The organism is Streptomyces sp. NPDC015130, from assembly GCF_043080005.1.
In the GTDB taxonomy this organism is placed as follows: Bacteria; Actinomycetota; Actinomycetes; order Streptomycetales; family Streptomycetaceae; genus Streptomyces.
The window spans coordinates 343,849-366,729 of sequence record NZ_JBIBVC010000008.1 but is presented as its reverse complement, the minus strand read 5'-3'; the positions used below and the strand labels follow the sequence as shown (position 1 = coordinate 366,729).

The following is a 22,881-nucleotide window of genomic DNA, read 5'->3' as shown; positions in this document are numbered from 1 at the left end:
TCCGCAACACGCTGCAGAACAACGAGGGCGCCAAGGCCGGCCTGAACATCCAGGCCACCACCGCGTACGGCGACATCACCGCCCGCAGCATCTGAACCCCGTAATCCCGCCCGAAGGAGCACACCCATGACGAACGTGACCAGCAGGATCACCGAAGGCCGTGACGATGCCGGGGTGGTCACCCCTGACCTTGCGACCGTGCCGGAGGCTGCTGCGGGGCAGGAGCGCCCGGAGCTGCGGAAAGCGATCGAGGAGATGGTCGAGGCCGGTTTCACCGGCGTGACGTTGCGCGTGCACGACGAGCGGGGCGAGTGGGTCGGTAGCGCCGGAACGCGCAGGCTGGGCGAGAGCACGCAGCCGGCGACGGACGGGTATGTCCGGATAGGCAGCGTCACCAAGCCCTTCACCGCGACCGTGATGCTGCGACTGGTGGCCGAGGGCAAGGTCGGGCTCGACATCCCGGTGGCCGACTACCTGCCCGAGTTCGCGCCGGACCGGCGGATCACGGTGCGGATGCTGCTCCAGCACACCAGCGGGGTGTTCAACTTCACCGGCGAGTACTACGACGACGGGACGTTCGCGCCCGGCATCCCCGCGACCACCGCGGGCCGGGAGTGGGTGGACAACCGGTTCAAGACCTACCGGCCGGAGGAGCTGGTCCGCCTGGCGCTGTCCAAGCCGGCCCGGTTCGAGCCGGGGAGCGACTGGAGCTACTCCAACACCAACTACGTGCTGGCCCGGCTGGTGATCGAGAAGGTCACCGGTCACTCGCTCGCCGAGGAGATGCAGCGCCTGGTCCTGGGGCCGCTCGGGCTGTCGGGCACCATGATGCCGGACACCAGCCCGGAGATCCCCGAGCCTCACGCCCACGCCTACTACCGGTACGAGGACGGCGGTCGGCGGGAGACGGTCGACGTCACTCGCCAGAACCCCTCCTGGATAGCCACCGGTGGTGACATGATCTCGACCACCCGGGACCTCCACACCTTCATCTCCGCCCTGGTGAGCGGCGAGCTCCTGCCCGCACCGCTGCTCGCCGAGATGTGCACGACGCATCCCAAGGCCGGTTACGGCCTGGGGGTGATGGTGCAGGACGTCGGTGATGGCGGCACCGTCATCACCCACAACGGCGGCATGGCGGGCCACGCGGCGCTGATGTACAGCACGCCCGACGGCAGCAGGACCCTGACCGCCGCGGTGAACTACGTGGACGACGCGGCGCTGTCCATGGCGGTGGCGTTCCAGCAGGCGACACAGAAGCTCGTCGACGTGGTGTTCGGCAGCGGCCAGGCCGAATCCGCCTGAGCGACCGGCTTGTTCGGCCCTGCGGCTGATTCCCCGACCTCAAGCGTTCTCGTCGCGGGGTGTGGCGACACGTCCACCAGAAGATAGTAGCCATGGACATAATCGCCATGTACTCTACTCGACATGAGCAAGGCTTCACCGGGCCCCACGCCCGGCTTCCTGGTATGGCGGCTCGCCAACAAGTGGCGCGTCGCGGTCGATCGCGCCTTGGCCCCACTCGGCCTCACCCACGCGCAGTACGTACTGGTCGCGTCGCTGCACGGCATGCAGCGCGCAGGAGAACGGCCCAGTCAGCGCCGGCTCGCCGACAACACCGGTCTGGAGGCGCTGTACGTCTCGAAGCTGGCGCGCGCCCTGGAGTCGGCCGGCCTGATCGAGCGCACCCGCGACGCCCGCGACCCGCGCGCCGTGCAGCTTGCCCTCACCGAGCAGGGCCGGGCCGTCACGCGGCAGGCGATCACGGTGGTCCAGGAACTGCTTCAGCAGTTGCTGGAGCCGCTCGGCGGCCTCGACGCGCCTCGGACGCGCGCGTTCACCGACGAGCTGACGACCCTGCTCGACGCACCTCTCACTCCATCCGAACCGAACGACGAGAGCACTCAAGGGAGAACATCATGACCGTCGACGCATCCACCACCGCACCTGTCGCCGACGCCCGCGCCCTCGGCCTGGCGCACTACGCCGCCCGCGGCGTCCTGGAGCACGTCCTGGCCCGGCACGGCTTCACCTTCCAGCAGCAGGTCACCCTGCGCGCCGCCATCACCGCCGACGCCCCGCAGACTGCGGACGATCTCGTCACCCAGATCCAGGGCTCCCTCAAGTCCGATCCGGCCGACATCCGCGCCACTCTCGACGAGCTGCTGGCCAAGCAGCTGCTCGTCGCGGACGGCGCGCACCTTCACCCCACGGATGCGGGGCGCGAGGCGCTCGCCGCCGCCAGCGCGGAGACCGCCCCCGTATCCGCCCGCGTCTGGGGCGGGATACCCGCCGAGGACCTGGCCGCCGCCGGCCGTGTCCTCGCCCTGGTCACCGCGCGTGCCAACGCGGAGCTCGCGGCGCTGACCACCTGACCGAGCCCGTGGGGGGGCCGCGACCGATGACCGCCGTCGCAGCAGGATGACGAGCTCAGTGTCCGAGTAGGTCCAGAGCCCGGTCCCCTTGCGCGCAGCTACGCTCGAGTGCGTGCCGGTTGGCTGGCGACAGGCGACTGGATGCGCCTCGGCGACTGCCGTCCAGCATGCTCTGCGCCGTGGTCAGCCAGCCCGTGACGGGTTCCACTCCGAGGAATTCGGCCAGGCGCGACAGTTCCCTGATCGGGTGGTCCAGCAGCTCCTCGTAGACCAAAGCGGTCCGCATCGATGCGGGAGTCTCCTCCAGGTGGGCGATACCTTCCGTGACCAGGCGGGACCACAGCTCGCCGAACGCGGTGAGCGGGATGTCACGGTCCCACACCAGCGCGGGATCGAACCGGTCGGCGAGCAGGGGGGCCAGGTCAGGCGGAAGAGTCCGCACGTGATCCTCGGTGAGTTCGGAGAGGCGGCCGACGCCGCAGTGTTCGAGGATCTCACGCAGGAGCAGGATCGTTCGGTAGCCGGGATGCCGGCTCATGGACAGGGCGCAGTCAGGGCCGGAACGGGCCAGGTGAACGAACCGGGCCTCGGGAAAGAGCCTACGGAGGCGGGGGATCCATTCAGTGGAGTAGCCCGACCGTTCCACGACCGCTGTGCGACCGAACCGTTCGCACAGCACCCCGAACAGAGCGCGGTAGTGGTCGGCCGCGTGGCGGGCGGGCCACCGTCGGACCGTTCGCCCGAGGTCGTCGAACAAGTCGTCCGGCTGGTCCGACAGGTGGGGCAGCACCATGAGCAGAATGGCCGGGATCCCCGCCCCCTGGGCGACGTACCGCCCTGGTCGTCGCGTGTAGAGGAACTCCGGGAGCGGAACCCCCGAGCCGATCATCTTCTCGAAGACCGGGTTCGGCTCGGCGAGCAGGTTCCAGAACTCCTGCCCTGACAGCCGCTCCTCCGGAAGACCGCCGACGCCTACAGAGGCGAGCAGCTCGTTGAGGCTGAGTACGTCGGGGTGGAGGTTGAGCACGCGTGACAGGGCGGTCGACCCGCTGCGGCCTGTTCCCACGATGAACGTCAACGGGCGCACGATCTCCCCTTCCGGTCGGGTGATCGCACGATAGCGGAACGTGACGGGAGGCGTTTCACTTGGCCCCTGAGCGTTGTCCTTGGCCCGCCTGCGCGTGGGGGTTGGCTCGGGCCGTTCGGGCGGGTGGCGCTGCGCTGGTCTGATCGGCTGCAGCGCCATGGGTTTTCTCGTTGCTCCACCGCGTGGCCGATGAGTTTATGGCTCCCGGCCGGTCCAAGCTCGTGACACCCCAGGAAAGGACACCGCCATGTCGGAGCTTCTCGTCGACTTCATCACTTCCCTCGACGGCTACGCATCAGGAGAGGGATGGCCCGGGTTCTGGGGCCTCGAGGGCCCGGAGTACCTCGCATGGCTCGGCAAGCAGCCCGAGGTCACCTATCTGATGGGAGCGAACACCTACCGCCTGATGTCGGGCTTCGCCGCAGGCGAGGTCCCCGATGGACAGGACGAGTTCAGGCCCGAGGAAGAGGCGTCCGTCGACGAGCTCACGCGAGCGTCCAAGGTGGTGTTCTCGTCCTCTCTCGAAGAGCCTCTGACGTGGGCGAACTCCACGCTCGTCCGCGACGACGCCGTCGAGGCGGTCCGCGCCATGAAGTCGAGTGGGTCGGGTCTCCTCAGCACGATCGGCAGCCTCAGCCTGTGTCGGTCCCTGCTGCGAGCCGGCCTCGTCGACCGCTTCCGGGTCGTGATGTTCCCGGTGATCACCGGGGCCACGGGCGCAGAGCGCATCTACGACGGCTATCCGGACGTTGCCCTCGAGATGACCGAGCACCGCACCTTCGACGGCCGCATCCAGCTGGTCGAGTACAAGCCCCGCGTACTCGAGCACCCGCCGCTCGGCGCCCCTGCGTGACCGTCGCCCCGACCGCCGGTCTGAACAGCGGCCAGGCCGGCGCCGGCAGGGCGGAGCCCCCGGCGCCTCCGGAGCAGCTGGTCCGGCGCGCACTCATACGTGGCGTCTCGTCAGGGACGTTCGTAGTACTGGAGGATGCCGCCCGCGGAGAAACAAAGGGCCCCGGTGAGGGTGCCCCAGTTGGCGATGTCGGCGTTGATCAGGCTGCCGGTGGCGGGGCGGTCGTACGCGGCGAGTGCCGAGACCATGAAGAGGACGGAGCCCAGCTGGTTCACGGCGACGATCCACCAGCCGAGGTCGCGCTGCCGGACGCACGGCCGGCCGTGGCAGATCTCGGCGAACGCGAGGTGGCCGGAGATCAGGAAGAGCACGCAACCGATCACATCGGGTGCCCAGATCAACCGGTTGACCTGCTGGGCGGTCAGGCCCTGGAGGAAGGAGTCGAGCAAGTCGACGGCGAAGACCAGGGTGCCGACGAACAGGACGAAGGCGCTCAGCCAGTCGACCCGCATCGGCTCGTAGCTCCACCACCGCCACCCTTGGGCGACGAGGGTGGCCTCCCCTCCGGGCACGTGCCGCGGGGCGTTGACGACCTGGAGCAGGGAGACGTAGCCGCCGGCGTTGAAGAACAGACCGCCGGCGAAGTAGATCGAGGCACAGGTGGTGGCGTCAGCGGAGCCGAACTGGGCCACGGCGGCGCCGGCCGCGAAGAGCGCTCCGCCGATGACGAAGGCGGTGGCGGCCACGGCGTTGAGCCTGCGCAGCCGGCCGAGGGCGGTGTCGTCGGCGCTGGCAACACGGGCGTCGGCCGCCCCGGGCGGACGGACGGCCATGAGGCCCCGGCGCCGGGCGGGCCGGGATTCCCAGACGGCCGTGCCGCCGCCGGGCGGCTGCCAGGTGAGGCGGGTCGTGAACGGTCCTGTGCCTTCGGCGCGTTGATCGGGCTGTCCCACGGGCCGAGACTAGAGGTCTTGCCCGCTCGTCGGCCGAGCGCAACGCCGCCGGTGAGGCGGACAGGGCCTCACGAGTGCGGCGAGCCGCCGACACCGAGGGCGGGCGCGACCTCGTCGGAGTCGGGTCATGAGGCCGTCACCGTCTGTCTCTCTCCAGCAGCTTCATCAGCGCGCGGGCTGCCGGGCTGGTGGCATGCGGCGGCGGCAGCAGGGCCACCGTCTCGTAGACCGCCTCGCCGGGGTCGGCGAGAGGGGCGGCATGCAGGGAGTCCCGTTTGTACCGGAAATGCCGAGGTACGGCAGCGACACCGAGGCCCTCCTCCACCAGGTCCAGGAGGCTGTGCACGTCGTTCACCTCCAGGCTCACGGTCCGCCGTACACACGCGGAGGCGAAGGCCTCGTCCGTGGCCCGGCGTGGTCCCCAGCCGGGGTGGAAGTCGACGAAGACCTCCTCGGCGAGGTCTCCGAGGGTGAGGTCCGGGCCGGCCGCGGCGAGAGGGTGTTCGGAGTGGCACAGCAGGGTCATCGGCTCGGTGGCCAGCGGCACCGACCGCAGTTGGTCGGAATCCGCCCGGGTACGGTAGGCGAAGGCCAGGTCGAGGCGCCCCGCGGCGACGTCCTCGGCCAGTGCGAGCCCACCTTCCTGCCGGAGCCGTATCTCCACCTCCGGGTGCCGCTGCCTGAACGCAGCCAGCAGCCCCGCGACGTGCACTCCGGCGACGCACTGCTCGGACCCGAGGGAGAGCGTGCCGCGCACCACGCCCTGCACGGCCGCCACCGCCTCGTGTGCCGCCCGTACCTGTGCCAGGATGCGCTCCGCCTCGACCAGCAGCGCCCTTCCGGCCTCCGTCAGCGTCACCCGACGGGTGCTCCGTACGAACAGCGGCGCCCTCAGGTCCCGCTCCAGGGCGCGGATCGATGCCGAGAGGCCGGACTGGGAGACCATCAGCCGCTCCGCGGCCCGTGTGAAGTGCCGGTCCTCGGCGACGGCGACGAAGTGCTGAAGATGGCGCAGTTCCATGACTCAGAAGCCTATGCGCTGAATCCCATCGGATTCTCCTGTTGGATTCATGCCCAGACGTCGGGGGAGATTGGTCACGCCACGACGAACCCGCCGCGCATCGCTCACCGTGCGCCGGTCCCACACCATGGAGTCGCGTTGTACACCGCACACCCCTCCCGTTATGACGACATGCCCTACCGGCGCTCCGGGCGCAGCGGCCTGAAGCTCCCGGCCCTCTCCCTGGGGCTCTGGCACAACTTCGGCCCGGACCGTCCCGCCCAGACCCAGCGCGCCATCCTGCGCCGTGCCTTCGACCTCGGGGTCACCCACTTCGACCTGGCGAACAACTACGGCCCGCCGCCCGGCGCGGCCGAGTCCGCCCTCGGCGAGTTCCTGCGGACGGATTTCGCGCCCTACCGCGACGAGCTGGTCGTCTCCACCAAGGCCGGATACCTGATGTGGCCCGGGCCGTACGGCGAGTGGGGCTCCCGGAAGTCCCTGCTGTCGTCGCTCGATCAGAGCCTGGGCCGGCTCGGCCTCGACTACGTCGACGTCTTCTACTCACACCGCTTCGACCCGGACACGCCCCTGGAGGAGACCATGGGCGCCCTGCACTCCGCGGTCCGGCAGGGCAAGGCGCTCTACGTCGGCGTCTCCAACTACTCGGCCGAGCAGACCCGTGAGGCAGCCCGCATCCTCGGCGAGCTCGGTACCCCCCTGACCATCCACCAGCCCCGCTACTCCATGCTCGACCGGCGCCCGGAGGACGAAGGCCTGCTCGACGCCCTCGACGACCTGCGGGTCGGTTCCATCGCCTACTCCCCGCTGGAACAGGGCCTGCTCACCGGGCGCTACCTGGACGGCATCCCCGATGACTCCCGGGCCGCGAGCGACAGCCCCTTCCTGAACCGCGACGCCCTCACCGAGGACCTGGTCACCCGGTTGCGCGCCTTGAACGACATCGCCGCGTCCCGTGGCCAGACCCTGGCCCAGCTCGCCCTCGCCTGGGTGCTGCGCGGCGGCCGCGTGACCTCCGCCCTGGTGGGAGCAAGCAGCGCACGGCAGCTCGAGGACAGTGTGGCCGCCCTGCGCAACCTCGAATTCGACACCGCGGAACTCGCCCTCGTCGACACGCTGGCCCGCCCCTGAGCCACGAGGCACCGCGAGCGTGGGGCCGGACAAGGCCACTGCCCGGAGTCGCGACTGTGTGAAGCTGCCGACGGATTTGGCCGGTCGACGGCCGATGGGGTTGGGTACGCAGGTCAATGAATTCGATCATGTTCCGGCCGTCTCCGGGCACGATCAGGGCATCGGAGGAGTCCAGGTGAAGGTAGTAATACGGGGGGCCGCCGTCGCGGCGGTCATGGCGCTTGCCCTGACCGGGTGCAAGGACGGGAGCACGACGGCGGAAGGCACGGCGAAAGGCAGCCCGACCACGGGAGAGGCGACGGCGAAGTCTCCCGCCAAGGGAGGGGGAGAGTCGTCGGCACCCGCCGACGGCAAGGGCGTGACACCGCACTTCCCGCCGGTCTGGGTAGACGCGACGGGCCTGTACTACGCGCTGCCGTCCGACGGCAGCGTCGGCGACGTCATGGTCGGCGGTGATCCCGTCGTGGTCCAGGGCGACGAAGTGGTCAAGGGCTGCCCCGAGCTGACGAAGTCGCCGTGTGCCGGGATTCAGGCGATCGGGAACAGGGACATGGAGGCCCGGGGCTCCGCCGACGAGGCGCGAGTGGAGTTCACGCTCTTCACCTTCGCCACGGCGAAGGACGCGTCCACCACGATGAAGAACCTGGCGGAGCACGAACGCAAGGAGAGCGCAGAGTACGGCGAGCCGGCGAAGCCGGCGACCGTGGACGCCGGCGCAGACGAGACCCAGGCGATGCAGGACGGCGACAGCTTCGAGGTCGTCATGCGCATCGGCGCCGTCGTAGCGCACCTCCACGCGAGCAACACCGAGCTCGGCAACGTGGAGTACGCGGCGAAGGTCCAGATCGCCCGCGTGAAGTCCGTCTCGAACGGCATCAACCCGGACCGCTGACCCCCAGGCGGATTGCGAAAGGGGCCCCTGCCGGCATCTGTAGTGTCGGCAGGGGCGCTTTTCCAGCCGCAGAATCTGGGGGCCGGCGCGGCTTCTCCGGTGCCGAGTCGAAGCTCGTGCCCGAGTCCCGCGCCATCAGGTCCGCGACAGGCCGCGGGGTCCGACGGGTTCACTCTCCCCCGCACCCGCCACAACCACCGCAACTGCTGTCGCTGCTGCACGAGTCGACGTCGGTACCGGCGCCGCGTGTGTCACCGCTGTTGCTGCGGCTGCGGTGCCGGGTGGGCTGTGGGGGCGGGGGTGGTGGCTTCGGGCGTTCCTTGGTGCGGACGATCGCCTGGCGGATCGAGTCGGGGAGGGCCGCGCGGGCCATCTCGGTCTCGTCCCGGCAGACGGTGTCGAGGGCCTTCCAGCGGCATCGTTTCTCGGACGGCCAGAGGCATGCCAGGGTCCATTGGACCAGCCAGGCGGCCATGCACACGTAGAGCCAGGACATGCGGTGGGTTTCGGGGAAGAAGGCCGTGGGGGCGATGGCTCCGCCGGCGTGGACGCCCATGCCGAACGTGGTCAGCATCGAGGTCGCGAGCATGAGGGACTGGCTCTTGCCCGAGGCGGTCAAGTGCACTGCAGGTGCCCGGCGTTCGACGAGTTGCCGGAACGGGGCGAAGCGGGCTTCGGTGGAGATCTCGTGCAGTGGGGTGGTCGTCCCCGACGGCGTGGCGCGGATCGCCTCCGCCAGGGCGCGGAGGGCATGGTCCGTCTGCTTCCTCCCGCGGTGGGAGGGGCGAAGCCCGCCCGTGGAGGACACCTTCACGGCGCCGTCGTCGACGAGCATGCAGACCGCGGTCTCGGCGGCCTCGCTCATTCCGCCGAGCAGGAACGAGGCCTGTACGGGATGGGGCTTGAAGGCGAGGAGGCGCTCGACCACGCGCCGCTCGTCCCGGTCGCGGAACCAGCAGTACATCCCACGCAGTCCGTTGCACAGCGCGAAGATCAGCAGCCAGGAGGCCACGATCCCCTCGCTGTCGGTCAGCCACCAGTCCACCTGTCGCCCCCGTCTCGGTGTGGTCCCCGGCCGTACCAGAGGGCCGCCCCTCGACCGCACAGTTGAGCGATCGACCCCTCTGCCAGTACCAGACCCGTACGCCCTCGCCGTGGTTCCCGAAGGGGTGAGACGGATGTCAGTCGGCCGCCGGAGTCCGGACCGCCGGACGGGGGAAGCGGAATTCCGTACGGCGGTGGCCGGTCGTCCCGGGGCGGAGTACGGCGCTCGGGTAGGCGGGGCGGTTGGGCGCGTCGGGGAGGTGCTGGGTCTCCAGGCAGACGGCTCCGTGCCGGCCCAGGGGGTGGCCGGTCGGGCCGGTGAGGGTGCCGTCAAGGTGGTTGGCCGTGTAGACCTGGAGGCCGGGGGCGGTCGTCCAGACCTCCATGGTTCTGGCACCGTCCGGGGTGGTCAGACGGGCCGCTCGGCGCGGAGCCGCGGATTCGTCGGAGGCCAGGACCCAGCAGTGGTCGTAGCCCTGGGCGCCGCGGATCTGGTCGTCGTCGGCGAGGACGCCGGTGCGCAGGGTGCGGGGCGCGGTGAGGTCGAACGGCGTACCGGCCACCGAAGTGATCGGGCCCAGGGGGATGCCGGTCGCGTCGACGGGGAGGTAGGTGTCGCCGTCGACCTGGAGGGTGTGGTCGAGGATGTTGCCGCCGTCCGCGGCCAGGTTGAAGTACGCGTGGTTGCTGAGGCTGAAGACGGTGGGGCGGTCGGTGGTGGCGGTGCAGTCGAGGGCGAGGGTGCCGTGGGCGTCGAGCGAGTAGGTGGCCGTGACGTCGAGAGCCCCGGGGAAGCCCATGTCGCCGTGGGGGCTGTGGAGGCGGAGCCGGAGCTCCACGGTGTCGTCCTCGGTGTGCGGGGCCGCTTCCCACACCCGGGCGTCGAAGCCAGCAGGGCCGCCGTGGAGGGCGTGGCCCCGGTCGTTGACCGGTACGGCGTGGGGTGTGCCGTCGAGGGTGAAGCGCCCGTGGGCGATGCGGTTGGCGTAGCGGCCGATCAGTGCGCCGAGGTAGGGGCCCTTCTCCGCGTACTGGTCGAGGGACGGCAGCGACAGGACCACGTTCTCGGTGCGGCCGGTGGCGTTGGGGACGCCGAGGGCGTGGAGGATCCCGCCGTACGTGAGGATCTCCGCGTACGTGCCGGAGGGGGATTCGAGTCGCCAGAGGGTGACCTCCTCCCCCGTCGGGGTGGTGCCGAACGGCCTGCTGTGGATGGTGGGTCGGGGCATGGGGTGTCCTCGTCACGAGTGGGCGGGGAGGCCGAAATGGGATGGGTATCGGCGCCGGGCAGTGTTTCTCCGTGGCTGCTGCCGGCCGCCGCCGGGGCGTGCGCGCCTGAGGCGGGCCGGGCCCCGGCCGTCGTGGGCAGGCGGCCTGTCGCGGGCCTCGCCCCGGCCGACGTCGGCAGGCGGCCTGGTCGCGGACCGTCGCCCCGGCCGTCGTGGGTAGGTGGGCCTGGTCGCGGACCCTCGCCCCTGCCCCCGTGGGTACGTGCGGCCTGGTCGTGCGTCAGTCGCCGGCTTCCGACGTGGGCCGCTCCTGTCCGGCGGCGGGGGTGGGTGCGGCGCCGGTCGACTCCCGTACGACGAGCCGGTATCCGGGTCTGATGCGCCGGGGTTCGGAGACGGGGCCGCCGGTGAGGCGTTCGACGAGACGGTCGACGGCGTGCCGGGCGATGGCCGGTTTGTCGGGGGCGACCGTGGTGAGGGTGGTGGCGCCGTAGCGGCTCTCCTCGATGTCGTCGAAGCCGACGACGGCGATGTCCTCGGGGACCCGAAGGCCTCGTTCGGTGAGGGTGCGGAGGGCGCCGAGGGCGATGAGGTCGTTGTACGCGAAGACGGCGTCGGGGGCGCTGCCGCGGTCGAGGAGGGCGGCCATGGCGGCGGCGCCGTCGCTTCGGCCGTAACCGTCGGTGGCGACGACCAGGGACTCGTCGGGTGCGAGGCCGGCCGCGGTGAGCTCCTCTCGCCAGCCACGCAGGCGGAGGTGGGCGGGCTGGCGTTCGCGGCCGGTGCGGGAGCCGAGGAAGGCGATGCGCCGGCGGCCGAGGTCGAGGAGGTGGCGGACCGCAGTGCGGGCGGCGGCCACGTTGTCGATGGCGATCTGGTCGTACGGCGCCTCGTACTCGCGCTCGCCGAGCAGAACGAGCGGCGAGGTCTCCTGGCGGGCGAGGAGGTCGTCGTTCTCCAGATGGATGGGGCTGAGGATCAGCCCGTCGATGACGTGGGAGCGGAACTCCTGGCACACGAGCAGCTCGCGCTCGCGGAGTCCGGCGGTGTGGTCGACGAGCACGGTGTAGTCGTGCTGGGCGGCCGCGTCGATGACGGCTCCGGCGAGTTCCGCGAAGTAGGGGTTGCCGAGTTCGGGAACGGCGAAGGCGATGATGCCGGTGCGGCCCTTGCGGAGGTGGCGGGCCGTGAGGTTCGGCCGGTAGCCGAGCTCGTCGATGGCCTGCTGCACCTTGGCGCGCATCTGCGGGGTGACGTGGGGATAGTTGTTGACCACGTTGGACACGGTCTTGATGGAGACGCCGGCCCGCTGCGCGACGTCCTTGAGGCTGACGCCCACGGAACTCCTCTGGTTCGGCTCTGAACGGTCGGCCACCGGTGGTCCGGGGCCGGTACGGCCCGTCCCCGGTGGGGTCGGGCGCGCTCCTGGCCCCGGGTCACGGGGGCCGGTTGGGGTGGTTCCGGCGTCAGAGCGTCCTTCTGCTGCGTGAAACGTACCTCTGCGCGACGACGACGAGGATCAGGAATCCTCCGCTGACCACCGATTGGTAGGAGGAGTTCAGCGAGCCGATCTGGTTGATCAGGTTCTGGATGACGGCGAGCAGCAGAACGCCCCAGAGCGTGCCGCTGACCGAGCCTGCGCCTCCGACCAGCAGAGTTCCGCCGATGACGACGGCGGCGATGGCGTCGAGCTCCATGCCGGTGCCGATGATGGTGACGCCTGAGGAGAGCCGGGCGGCGTTGAGCGCCCCCGCGAAGCCCGCGAGGAGGCCGCTCAGGACGTAGACGGTCACCTTGGCGCGGGCGACGGGGAGTCCCATGAGGGTCGCGGCGTCGCCGCTGCCGCCGACGGCGAAGAGCGTCTGGCCGAAGGAGGTGCGTTGCAGGACCAGGCCGCCGAGGCCGAAGAGGGCGAGGGCGACGAGGATCGGGTAGCCGAAGCCGCCGATGCCGCCCTGGCCCAGCTCGGCGAAGGCCGAGCCCTTCGGCACGAGGTAGGTGGTCGCGCCCTCGTCGGTGATGGCGAGCAGCAGTCCGCGTGCGCCGAGCAGGGAGGCCAGGGTGACGATGAAGGGCGCCATGCCGGCCCGGGCGATGAGCAGGCCGTTCAGTGTGCCGATCGCCCCGCAGACCAGGAGCGGCACGAGCAGCGCCGGGAGCAGGCCCCATTGCGAGGCCCAGGCGGCGAGGACGCCGCCGAGGGCGAAGACGGAGCCGACGGACAGGTCGATGCCGCCGGTGATGATCACCAGGGTCATGCCGAGCGCCACGATGGAGAGGAACGACGCCTGGACGAGTACCCCGCGGGCGTTGTCGAGGGTGGCGAAGGTCGGGTACGCGAAGGAGGCGATGAGCACGACGAGCAGCAGGACGGCCAGGACCCCTTGGCGCTGGACCAGGGAGAGGAGGCGTTCCGCCGGGGTGAGGCCGCTCGCGGGGCGGTCCGTGTCGGCCTTGCCCCCGGGTACGGAGCCCTTGACGCCGGTCCCCGGGGCGGTGAGGGAGGTGGTGGGGTTCATCGGGATCGGCGCTCCCGTGCGACGTAGACGGCGGCGATGATGATGGCCGCCTGGGCGATCTGGGCGGTGGAGTCGGGCAGGTCGTGCTTGACCAGGGTGGCGCGCAGCAGCTGCATGAGGAGGGCGCCCGCCAGGGTGCCGAGCACGCGGACGGAGCCGCCGCTCAGCGGGGTGCCGCCCACCACGACGGCGGTGATGGCGGAGAGTTCCATCAGGGTGCCGAGGGAGGACGGGTCGCTGGCGGTGAGGCGTGCGGTGGCCAGGATGCCGGCGAGGGCGGCGAGCACGCCGCAGAGGACGTACACGACGGTGAGTACGCGCTTCACCGGCAGGCCGGCCAGGGCGGCGGCCTTGCGGTTGCCGCCGATGGCGACGACCTGGCGCCCGAACGTGGTGCGGTGGACGAGGAAGGCGACGGCGAGCGCCAGGATCCCGGCGATCAGGACGACCAGGGGGATGCCCAGGAGGCTCCCGGTGCCCAGGGCCAGCAGGTCCGGGTTGACGATCTGCTTGAGCTGCCCGTCGGCCAGGACGAGCGCGATGCCGCGGCCGCCGACGAACAGGGCGAGGGTCGCCACGATGGGTTGCAGCCCCACCACCGAGACCAGGGTGCCGTTGACGAGGCCGACGACGGCTCCGGCGAGCAGGGCGACGAGCAGGGCGGGCACGAGTCCGTAGCCGAGGTAGAGGGGCAGCAGCGCCGTGGCGAGTGCCATGGCGGAGCCCACGGACAGGTCGACGCCCTCGGTCCCGATCACCAGGGCCATGCCGAGCGCCACGATGACGATCGGGGCGACCTGGATCAGCTGGGTGCGGAGGTTGTCGACCGTGAGGAAGTGCTCGGTGAAGAAGGCGTTGAAGAGCAGCAGCGCGGCCACGGCGGCGTAGACGCCGTACTCCTGGAACCACGCGGTCGTGTTCCGCCGGGCCGCGGTGCCGCGGACGGGCGCCGCGGCGGCCTGGGTGGTCATCGGGGGTCCTCCTCGGCGGCCGGGGCCGGAGCCTGGTGCGCTGCACGGGTCGAGGGCGCCGCGTCCGGCGGGGAGCCGGGCCCGGCGGGCTTGGTCGGGGGTACGGCCCCGGGGGCGCCGGTCGCGCGGTCGGATGCGGGGTCGGACCGCACGGGCTCGGGGTCGGACGCCACCGGGTCGGAGAGCGGTACGGCTCCGGTGGCCGGGGCGTCGGGGTCGGTGGGGGTCGCCGGTTCGCCGAGGTGCGCCGTGCCGGGAGGCTGCGGCGAGCCGGCGGGCTCCGTGGCGGCGCCGGTCGGCGCGGTGTGGTCGGCCAGGGCCGCGAGGAGGGCGTCCTCGGAGACGTTCTCGCCGACGAGTTCACCCGCGGTGGCGCCGCTCCTGAGGACGACGATCCGGTCGGCGCCCTCGACGAGCTCCTCGATGTCCGAGGAGATGAGCAGGACCGCGAGGCCCTCCCGGGCGAGCTCGTCGATGAGGGCCTGGACCTCGGCCTTGGCCCCGACGTCGATGCCGCGGGTGGGTTCGTCGAGAAGGAGGACCTTCGGTTCGAGACAGAGCCAGCGCGCGAGGAGCACCTTCTGCTGGTTGCCGCCGGACAGTTCGCCGACCTTCTGCTCCGGGCTCGACGCCTTGATGCGCAGTCGTTTCATGAAGACGTCGACGACGCGGTCCTGCCGCGCGCGCGAGACGATGCCCGCGCGGGAGAGCCGGGGCAGGGCGGCGAGGACGATGTTCTCGCGGACCGACAGGCCCGGGACGATGCCCTCGGCCTTGCGGTCCTCGGGGAGCAGGCTGATCCCGGCGCGGATGGCGCCGGCGGAGGACGAGCGGCCCAGCGGGGCGCCGCCGACGCGGACCTCGCCCGCGTCGAGGGAGAGGGCGCCGGCCAGCGCCTTGGCGGTCTCGCTCCGGCCGGAGCCGAGCAGGCCGCCGAGGCCGAGCACCTCGCCGGGGTACAGCTCCAGCGAGACGTCGTCGAGCTGATGGCGGCGGACCAGGCCGGCGGCGGTCAGGACGGGCTCGCGGGCGACGTCGTGGCACGCGGAGCCGAAGCTGGTCAGGCCGTGCCGGCGGACCTCGGAGATCTCGCGGCCCAGCATCATGGACACGAGCCCCATGCGGTCGAGTCCGGCGAGCGGGCCGGTGTGGATGTGGCGGCCGTCGCGGAGCACGGTGACCCGGTCGCAGATCCGGTAGAGCTCGTCCATGCGGTGGCTCACGTACACGACGGCGATGTTCCGGCGGCGGAGGTCCTCGATGACCCGGAAGAGCGTCTCGACCTCGCGCGGTTCGAGGGACGAGGTGGGCTCGTCCATCACGACGACGTGGGCCTCGACGGAGACGGCCCGCGCGAGGGCGACCATCTGCTGGGTGCCGATGCCGAGGGTGCCCAGGGGGCGGCGGGGGTCGACGGTCACGCCGAAGCCGCCGAGGAGCGCCGCGGCCTCGGCGTGCATGCGCGGGAAGTCGATGAGCCCGAAGCGGTTCTTGGGCTCGCGGCCGAGGAAGATGTTCCGGGCCACGCTCATCAGCGGGACCAGGTTCACCTCCTGGTAGATGGTGGAGATGCCGGCGGTCTGCGCCTCGGAGGGACGGGCGAACCGCACTGGTCGTCCCGACAGCAGCAGTTCGCCGCTGTCCGGGCGGTGCACGCCGGTGAGCACCTTGATGAGGGTGGACTTGCCCGCGCCGTTCTCGCCGACGAGCGCATGGGTCTCGCCGGCACGAAGGGTGAACGTGACGTCGTCGAGCGCGACCACGCCGGGAAAGCGTTTCCCGACGCCGCGTGCCTCGAGCACCGTCGGCGCGGCCGAGGGCGGGGTGCCGCTCGTCGCGGTCGGCGCGGCCTCGGGCGGCGCCGCTTCGGGGGGTGCCATGAACGTGGCCTTCCGGAGAGGGAACGTGGAGAGAGGAGAGCGTGGAGAGAGGGAGCGGGGAGGGCGGCCCGGGGCGGGTGCCGGGCGGACCCGGACCGACTGGGCTCGGGGCCGGGTGGACACCCGGCAGGACGCCGTACGGAGGCCGCCTGCGGCCGGAGCGGACCCGGACGGGACTCGACACCGGGGCCGGGCACGTACCGGAGCCGCAGCGGTCGGGCACGTGTCCCGGACACCTGCGGAGGCCGTACCGGTGGGGCGCGAGCCCGCACACCCGCCGACGGCGGTGCGCGTCAGGGGCGAGCCCGGACGCCCACCGGAGCCGTACCGGTCGGCCGCGAACGCCGCGTACCTGACGGGGCCGTGCGAGCCGGGCGCGGGGCCGGACGCCCGTCTGAGCCGTACGGTCGGCCGCCAGGGACGGGGCGGCCGACCGGACGAACCGCGGTTCCCGCCGGTGACGGCGGTCCCGCCCCGGCCTGTCCGTGGTGACCGGCCGGGCCCGGGTGGCCTTCCCTGCCGGTCCCGTGGTTCCCGACGGGATCACGGAGCCGGATCGGGCCGGCCGTGGGTCAGTACGCTCCGCCGAGGGACGACTTGGCGTTGGTCGGGTCGTAGGAGCGGTCCGAGATGATGACGTCCTCGGGAATGCCCTCGCCGGAGTAGAACTTCTGCGCGGTGGCGAAGGCGAGCGGGCCGAAGCGCGGGTTGGACTCGATGACGGCGTTCAACTCGCCGTTGGCCAGGGCCTGTACGGCGTTGCGGGTACCGTCGATGGAGACGATCTTGACGTCCTTGCCGGGGGCCTTTCCGGCCGCCTTGAGGGCGGTGACGGCGCCGAGGGCCATCTCGTCGTTCTCGGCGTACACGGCGGTGATGTCGGGCTTGGACTGGATGAGCTGCTCCATGACCTGCTGGCCCTTGTCGCGGGCGAACTCGCCGGTCTGCTGGGCGACGATCTCCAGGCCCGGTGCGGTCGCCTTGACCTGGTCGACGAAGCCCTTCGTGCGGTCCGTGGTGACGCTGTTGCCGGAGGAGCCGAGCAGGATGGCGACCTTGCCCTTGCCGTCGGTGGCCTTGACCATCGCGTCGGCGGCGCGCTTGCCCTGCTCGACGAAGTCGGAGCCGAGGAAGGCCAGGTAGTCCTTGCAGGCGGTGGCGTTGACCTTGCGGTCGATGGTGAGGACGGGGACCTTCTTGGCGGCTGCGGCCTGGAAGGCGGGTTCGAGGCCGTCGGAGTTGAGCGGGGCGACGATGAGGAACTGCGCGCCCTGGGCGAGCATGTCCTGGATGTCGCTGATCTGCTTGGGCAGCTGCGACTGGGCGTTGGTGGTGAGGAGCTTCTTGACGCCGATCCTGGCGGCTTCGTCCTTGATGGACTGGGTCTCGGCGATGCGGAACGGGTTGGCCTCCTTCTCCGACTGGGAGAAGCCGACGACCGCGTTCTTGAGGTCGAGCTTCGGGGCGCCGTAGGTGGTGAGGGTGCAGCCCGGGCCGGCGGACGCGGTGGGCGTCTGGACGGTCTGGGCGCCCTGGCTGCTGTCGCCGCCCGCGTTGTCCGTGGTCTCCGACTTGGCGCAGCCGGAGAGGGCGAGCGTGGCGGTGGCGGCGACGATGCAGGCGACGGAGAGCGTGCGGTATCTCTGCGGAAGGATCATCGGGAGGACACTCCTTGGCGGGGGGACAGCACCGCCGAGTGGCGTGCGGTCGCTCAGAGCAGGGAAGCGGAGCCGGTCCGCCGTGATGGGACGGCAGACCCTGTGGTGCGCAGCCTCGTTCAGCCCGGATCATGCCCATGAGCTGGGCGGACACGGGCTCGGAGCAGCTTCCCGAGGGGGCGGCGACTCCGGCTTTACAACGTTATAACCGCGCCTCGACGGGCTCTGCAAGAGGCCGGGGCGACGTTTCCGGAATGCTTCGACCGATCGCATCCGCCGTTACGGCACGGGAGTTGACGGCGGGTCGGGCGAAGGGTGCGCGGGGTCTGGACAGCCTCCGCGGCGCGTGCTGTCATTCCGCTGCACAGAGTTTTCCAACGTTGAAATGACAGCCCGCCCGCCCCTCACGGCACCGCCGTGGGGATGTCCGGGCGGCTCGTTCGGCGCCGGCCTCCGCCTGCCGTCGCGACTGTGCGGCAACCGCCGGGCACCCCTGCCCCCGAGGTGGACACGGCACTCCGCAGGGGCACTTCCGCCGACGTGTGTTCCCGAGGTCCGGCCGCTCCGATCCCCTCTCCAAGAGGAAAGATTCGATGACACGACGAAACACCCGCCCTCGAACCGGAATATGGGCGCTGCTGACCGCCGCCGCCCTGGTGCTGCCCGTCGGCGCCCTGACCCCGACCGCCTCGGCCGCCCAGCCGGGCGCCGCCTCCTCCCCCGCCGACTCCCACGTCTCCTCCCCCGCCTCCGCCCGGGACGCAGCCGTCGAAGTGCACGGCCTCAAGGGCGAGTACTTCAGCATGTCGGCGCCCGGTGCCCGGGACTTCGACAAGCTGGGCGGCACCTCCCTCGACCCGCAGATCAACTTCTCCGGCCTCACCGGCACCTTCCAGTCGCTGACCGGACGGGCCGAGCACACCACCGCCCGCTGGACCGGGCGGATCGAGGCGCCGGTCACCGGCGACTACACCTTCCACGGCATCGGGGACAACGGCTTCCGGCTGTTCGTCGACGGCAAGCCCGTGATCGACCACTGGGTGCCGGACTGGGACCGCGAGCAGACCAGCGCCCCGGTCCGGCTCACGGCCGGCGAGAAGCACGACTTCCGGCTGGAGATGTTCCAGGACGTCGGCGGGGCCAACATGTTCCTGCGTTGGTCGACCCCGACCCTGGCCAAGCAGCTGGTCCCCGAGTCCGCCTTCACCCCGCCCACCGACTTCCAGGTCTACCCGGTCGAGCCGACGGTCCCGGCGAGCGGACGGCAGCTGCGCCTGCGGTTCGACCACCCGGTCGGCGGCCTGGCGTCGGTGGCCGAGCACCTCACGGTGGAGGCGGACACCACGCCCATGCCGATCCGCTCGGTCACCGTGGCCGGCGACGACCCGAACACCGCGGTCGTCGAACTGGCCGAGGCCGTCCAGAAGGGCCAGCAGGTACGCGTCGACTACGACGGCGCCGGCGGCCTGAGGAACGGGGACGAGACCGTCCCCCGGATCCTCCGCTCGGCCGCCAACGCCTCCACGCACCGGCTGACCACCGAGTGGGGCGACAAGCTGGACCGCAGGAACCCGCTGCCGGAGTACCCGCGCCCGCAGCAGGTGCGCTCCCGGTGGAAGAACCTCAACGGCCCCTGGCAGTTCGCGGGCGCTGACGCCGGTGAACAGCCGGTCTTCGGCAAGGACCTCGACGAGAGGATCGTGGTGCCCTTCCCCGTGGAGTCCCAGCTGTCCGGGATCGAGCGGCACGAGGACCACATGTTCTACCGCCGCCTGGTGGACGTGCCCAAGGACTGGAAGGTGGGCAAGGCCGGCAAGCACAACCGGCTGATGCTGAACTTCGGCGCCGTCGACTACCGGGCCACCGTCTGGGTCAACGGCAAGCGGGTGGCCGAGCACACGGGCGGCTACAACGCCTTCAGCGCCGACATCACCGACGCCCTCAAGGCGAAGGGCCCGCAGGAGGTGGTGGTCGCGGTCACCGACACGGGCGGCCCGAACCAGCCGACGGGCAAGCAGTCCTCCCACCCGGGCGGCATCTTCTACACCCAGTCCTCGGGCATCTGGCAGACGGTGTGGATGGAGCCCGTCGCCCCGGTGGCCGTCGACGACCTCGTCACGACCCCCGACATCGACACGGGCACGCTGGCCGTGAAGGTCGAGTCCGCCCGCGCCTCGGCCGGGGCGCGCGTGGAGGCCGTCGCCCGTGACGCCCGCGGCAAGGTCGTCGGCCGGATCTCCGGCCCTGCCTCCGGGACCCTGCGGCTCCCGGTCGCGAATCAGCACCTGTGGAGCCCGGACGACCCGTACCTGTACGACCTGGAGGTGCGTCTGACCGACGGCAGGTCGATCGACCGCGTCGACGGCTACTTCGGCATGCGCGAGATCGCGATCCAGAAGGTGGGCGGCTTCCAGAAGCTGGTCCTCAACGGGAAGCCGATCTTCTCGCTGGCCACGCTGGACCAGGGATTCTGGCCGGACGGCCTCTACACCCAGCCCAGCGACGAGGCGCTCGCCTTCGACCTCGAGGCGCACAAGAAGCTCGGCTTCAACGCCGTACGCAAGCACATCAAGGTGGAGTCGGACCGCTGGTTCTACCACGCGGACCGGCTGGGACTGCTGGTCTGGCAGGACTTCGTCTCGGGCGACCTCAAGGACGACGCCGGCCACCAGGCGTTCGTGGACCAGGGCCGCGAGATGATGCGCCGGCACCACGACTCCCCGTCGGTCATCGGCTGGACGGTCTTCAACGAGGGCTGGGGCGAGTGGGACCGCGAGGAGACCGGCCGGATCGCCGAGGCGGTCAAGGCGGCCGACCCGTCCCGCATCGTCAACGCCCACAGCGGGGTGAACTGCTGCAACTCGAAGGGTGACTCCGGCAAGGGCGACATCGTCGACCACCACGACTACGACAACACCGACCCGGCCTACCCCGACCACCGGGCGGCGCTGGACGGCGAGCACGGCGGATTCACCCTGCGCACCCCGGGCCACATGTGGCCGGGTGCCCCCACGGTGATCTACAGCGGGGTGGCCGACAAGGAGGCGCTCACCCGCAAGTACGTCGAGAACACCGAGCAGTTCTACCTGGAGGCGGCGGGCGCCGAGCTGTCCGGATCCGTCTACACCCAGATCTCCGACCTGGAGAACGAGCTCAACGGCCTCTACACGTACGACCGACGGGAGATCAAGGTCGACCCGTCCAGGGTCCGTGCGATCAACCTCAAGGTCATCGCGGCAGGCGCCGCCGCCGGACAGCGCGGCCCCGTCAAGGGCGGCGCCTCCTGGTCCCTGGACGAAGGCACGGGCACGACCGCCCGTGACGCGGGCCCGAGCGGGCGGACGCTCACGCTCAACGAGGGAACGGGCTGGAGCGCCGGGGTCGGCGGAAGTGCGCTGAAGTTCGACGGCCAGGGCCACTTCGCCCAGACGGACGGGCCCGTCGTCGACACCACGACGAGCTACTCCGTGTCGGCGTGGGCGACGCTGGACTCCCTGCCGGGCAACTACGCGACCGTGGTGAGCCAGGACGGCCGACGCCAGGAGAACCCCTTCTACCTCCAGTACGGCCAGGGCGCCTTCGCCTTCAGCACCCCGGGCGGCAACCGCGCCCGCCACGTCACGACGCCCGAACTCGGCCGCTGGTACCACCTGGTGGGCGTCCGGGACGCCGAGAGGAACGAGATCCGGCTGTACGTGGACGGGATCCTGGCCGCCACGGCGGCCGCGGGTCCGGCCGATGTGAGCACAGGTCCGTTCGCGGTCGGCCGCGCCAAGTGGGGCGGCGGGAACGTGGACTTCTGGAAGGGCTCGGTCGACGGGGTGCACGCCTTCGACAAGGCGCTTTCCTCCGAGGAGGTGGCCGCGCTGCACACAGCCGAGAAGCCGTAGGGCGACGTCCGCGGGGCCGCGCGCGGGAGCACCGCGCGGCCCTGGGATCCCCGGACCGCGGGCACGGGCCCGCGGTCCGGGCCTTCGCCATGCCCGGGGGCGGTGCCACGGGGCCGCCGTCGCGACGGCCGAAACCTGGTATGGACCTGACAAGCGCGGCCCGCTAGCGTGGCGGCGGCGCTCACTGAGAGCGCTCTCAGGATGGCCAGCCCCCCACACCAGGAGGTCCCGTGAAACGCACCACCCCCCTGCGCGCCGCCATCGCCGCCGTGCTCCTGACGTTCGGTCTGGGCGCCGCCCAGGCCGGCGCGGCCCCGCTCCCGGAGCCCGCGGCGGCGCCGTCCGCCTCGGCCGGCCTCCTCGACGCCATGAGCCGGGACCTCGGGCTCACCGCGGCCGAGGCGGAGGAGCGGCTCAGCGCCGAGAAGGCCGCCGTCGAGGTGGAGAAGGCCGCCCGCCGGAGCGCGGGCGCCGCCTACGGCGGTTCCTGGTTCGACGCGGCGACCGGGCGGCTCGTCGTCGCCGTGACCGACCGCACCGAGGAGGCGGAGGTCCGGGCACTGGGCGCCGACACCCGGCTGGTCCGGCACAGCGCGGCGGCACTGGACCGCGCCAAGGCCCGCCTGGACACGCTGAACGCACCCGCCGGAGTGGCCGGCTGGCACGTCGACCCGAAGAGCAACAGCGTCGTGGTCGACGTCGTGCGCTCCGAGCGGCAGACCCCCGCCGTGCGGTCCTTCGTGGACCGGGCCCGGGCCGGCGGCCTCGTCACCGTCGCCGAGACGGCGCAGGCACCCCGTACCTACGCGGCGGGCACGGTCGGCGGCGACCCGTACTACACCGGCAACGTCCGCTGCTCGATCGGCTTCTCCGTGCACGGGGGCTTCGTGACGGCCGGGCACTGCGGCCGGGCAGGAGCGGCGGTGCGCGGCTGGGACGGCTCCGCGATGGGCACCTTCCAGGGCTCCTCGTTCCCCGGTGACGACTACGCGTACGTCTCGATCCACAGCGGCTGGTGGACCGTGCCCGTCGTGCTCGGCTGGGGCACCATCCCCGACCAGCTCGTCCGCGGTTCGGCCGAGGCCCCGGTGGGCTCCTCGATCTGCCGCTCCGGCTCCACCACGCACTGGCGCTGCGGCACGGTCCTGGCCAAGAACGAGACGGTGAACTACAGCCAGGGCGCCGTCCACCAGATGACCAAGACCAGCGTCTGCGCCGAGGGCGGCGACTCCGGCGGCTCGTTCCTCAGCGGCGACCAGGCCCAGGGCGTCACCTCCGGCGGCTGGGGCAACTGCTCCACCGGCGGCGAGACCTGGTTCCAGCCGATCAACGAGATCCTCGGCCGGTACGGCCTGCGGCTGCACACCGCCTGAGTCCG

18 protein-coding genes are annotated in these 22,881 nt (G+C 71.5%); 8 read left to right on the top strand and 10 right to left on the bottom strand.

What is annotated here, in order from left to right:
- Nucleotides 1-126 precede the first annotated feature (126 nt).
- The 3 genes from ACF08F_RS20000 (at nt 127) to ACF08F_RS19990 (ending at nt 2,375) form a co-directional block, all read left to right on the top strand.
- Entirely contained in the window at nt 127-1,305 is a 1,179-nt protein-coding gene (locus ACF08F_RS20000) for a serine hydrolase domain-containing protein (RefSeq protein WP_392299855.1), read from the top strand.
- Between the two features lie 123 nt (nt 1,306-1,428).
- On the top strand, nt 1,429-1,923 hold the full coding sequence (locus tag ACF08F_RS19995) for a MarR family winged helix-turn-helix transcriptional regulator (RefSeq protein ID WP_392299854.1): 495 nt from the start codon (nt 1,429-1,431) through the stop codon (nt 1,921-1,923).
- Complete coding sequence (locus ACF08F_RS19990) at nt 1,920-2,375, top strand: MarR family transcriptional regulator (RefSeq protein WP_392299853.1); 456 nt, start codon at nt 1,920-1,922, stop codon at nt 2,373-2,375. Before ACF08F_RS19995 ends, ACF08F_RS19990 begins: the two co-directional genes overlap by 4 nt.
- 55 nt (nt 2,376-2,430) lie before the next feature.
- On the opposite strand, the gene ACF08F_RS19985 is transcribed toward ACF08F_RS19990, so the two are convergent.
- On the bottom strand, nt 2,431-3,621 hold the full coding sequence (locus ACF08F_RS19985) for a sulfotransferase (RefSeq protein ID WP_392299852.1): 1,191 nt from the start codon (nt 3,619-3,621) through the stop codon (nt 2,431-2,433).
- Nucleotides 3,622-3,709: 88 nt separating this feature from the next.
- On the opposite strand from ACF08F_RS19985, the gene ACF08F_RS19980 reads away from it, so the two are divergent.
- A complete protein-coding gene (locus ACF08F_RS19980) occupies nt 3,710-4,315 on the top strand; it encodes a dihydrofolate reductase family protein (protein WP_392299851.1) in 606 nt (201 codons plus the stop codon).
- A gap of 110 nt (nt 4,316-4,425) precedes the next feature.
- Here the strand turns inward: ACF08F_RS19980 and ACF08F_RS19975 are convergent, their stop codons facing one another.
- Together ACF08F_RS19975 and ACF08F_RS19970 are read right to left on the bottom strand one after the other, a co-directional pair.
- Nucleotides 4,426-5,268 (bottom strand): hypothetical protein, encoded by an 843-nt coding sequence (locus tag ACF08F_RS19975; RefSeq protein WP_392299850.1) that lies wholly within the window; start codon nt 5,266-5,268, stop codon nt 4,426-4,428.
- 136 nt (nt 5,269-5,404) lie between these two features.
- Complete coding sequence (locus ACF08F_RS19970) at nt 5,405-6,289, bottom strand: LysR family transcriptional regulator (RefSeq protein WP_392299849.1); 885 nt, start codon at nt 6,287-6,289, stop codon at nt 5,405-5,407.
- A 138-nt stretch (nt 6,290-6,427) separates the two neighbouring features.
- Between ACF08F_RS19970 and mgrA the strand changes: the two genes are divergently transcribed.
- Nucleotides 6,428-7,420: an L-glyceraldehyde 3-phosphate reductase gene (gene mgrA, locus ACF08F_RS19965; RefSeq protein WP_392299848.1), complete on the top strand. Its 993-nt coding sequence runs from the start codon at nt 6,428-6,430 to the stop codon at nt 7,418-7,420.
- A gap of 58 nt (nt 7,421-7,478) precedes the next feature.
- Nucleotides 7,479-8,312: a hypothetical protein gene (locus tag ACF08F_RS19960; protein WP_392299847.1), complete on the top strand. Its 834-nt coding sequence runs from the start codon at nt 7,479-7,481 to the stop codon at nt 8,310-8,312.
- A gap of 169 nt (nt 8,313-8,481) precedes the next feature.
- Here ACF08F_RS19960 and ACF08F_RS19955 read toward each other — a convergent pair whose 3' ends face one another.
- The 7 genes from ACF08F_RS19955 to ACF08F_RS19925 form a co-directional block, all read right to left on the bottom strand.
- Nucleotides 8,482-9,357, bottom strand: coding sequence for a hypothetical protein (locus tag ACF08F_RS19955; RefSeq protein WP_392299846.1), 876 nt, complete (start codon nt 9,355-9,357; stop codon nt 8,482-8,484).
- Between the two features lie 136 nt (nt 9,358-9,493).
- Nucleotides 9,494-10,585, bottom strand: coding sequence for an aldose epimerase family protein (locus ACF08F_RS19950; protein WP_392299845.1), 1,092 nt, complete (start codon nt 10,583-10,585; stop codon nt 9,494-9,496).
- 280 nt (nt 10,586-10,865) lie between these two features.
- Nucleotides 10,866-11,924 carry a LacI family DNA-binding transcriptional regulator gene (locus ACF08F_RS19945; protein ID WP_392299844.1) on the bottom strand — a complete coding sequence of 353 codons (1,059 nt, stop codon included), beginning with the start codon at nt 11,922-11,924 and terminating at the stop codon, nt 10,866-10,868.
- Nucleotides 11,925-12,051: 127 nt separating this feature from the next.
- Nucleotides 12,052-13,104, bottom strand: coding sequence for an ABC transporter permease (locus tag ACF08F_RS19940; RefSeq protein ID WP_392299843.1), 1,053 nt, complete (start codon nt 13,102-13,104; stop codon nt 12,052-12,054).
- A complete protein-coding gene (locus ACF08F_RS19935; RefSeq protein WP_392299842.1) occupies nt 13,101-14,075 on the bottom strand; it encodes an ABC transporter permease in 975 nt (324 codons plus the stop codon). The genes ACF08F_RS19940 and ACF08F_RS19935 overlap by 4 nt, the downstream gene beginning before the upstream one ends.
- Nucleotides 14,072-15,955 (bottom strand): ATP-binding cassette domain-containing protein, encoded by a 1,884-nt coding sequence (locus ACF08F_RS19930; protein WP_392299841.1) that lies wholly within the window; start codon nt 15,953-15,955, stop codon nt 14,072-14,074. The genes ACF08F_RS19935 and ACF08F_RS19930 overlap by 4 nt, the downstream gene beginning before the upstream one ends.
- 572 nt (nt 15,956-16,527) lie before the next feature.
- Nucleotides 16,528-17,613 (bottom strand): ABC transporter substrate-binding protein, encoded by a 1,086-nt coding sequence (locus tag ACF08F_RS19925; protein WP_392299840.1) that lies wholly within the window; start codon nt 17,611-17,613, stop codon nt 16,528-16,530.
- A gap of 593 nt (nt 17,614-18,206) precedes the next feature.
- Between ACF08F_RS19925 and ACF08F_RS19920 the strand changes: the two genes are divergently transcribed.
- Together ACF08F_RS19920 and ACF08F_RS19915 are read left to right on the top strand one after the other, a co-directional pair.
- Nucleotides 18,207-21,503, top strand: coding sequence for a LamG-like jellyroll fold domain-containing protein (locus tag ACF08F_RS19920; protein ID WP_392299839.1), 3,297 nt, complete (start codon nt 18,207-18,209; stop codon nt 21,501-21,503).
- Nucleotides 21,504-21,733: 230 nt separating this feature from the next.
- The gene (locus ACF08F_RS19915; RefSeq protein ID WP_392299838.1) at nt 21,734-22,876 is read left to right on the top strand and encodes a S1 family peptidase; all 1,143 of its coding nucleotides are present in this window, start codon (nt 21,734-21,736) and stop codon (nt 22,874-22,876) included.
- Nucleotides 22,877-22,881 lie beyond the last annotated feature (5 nt).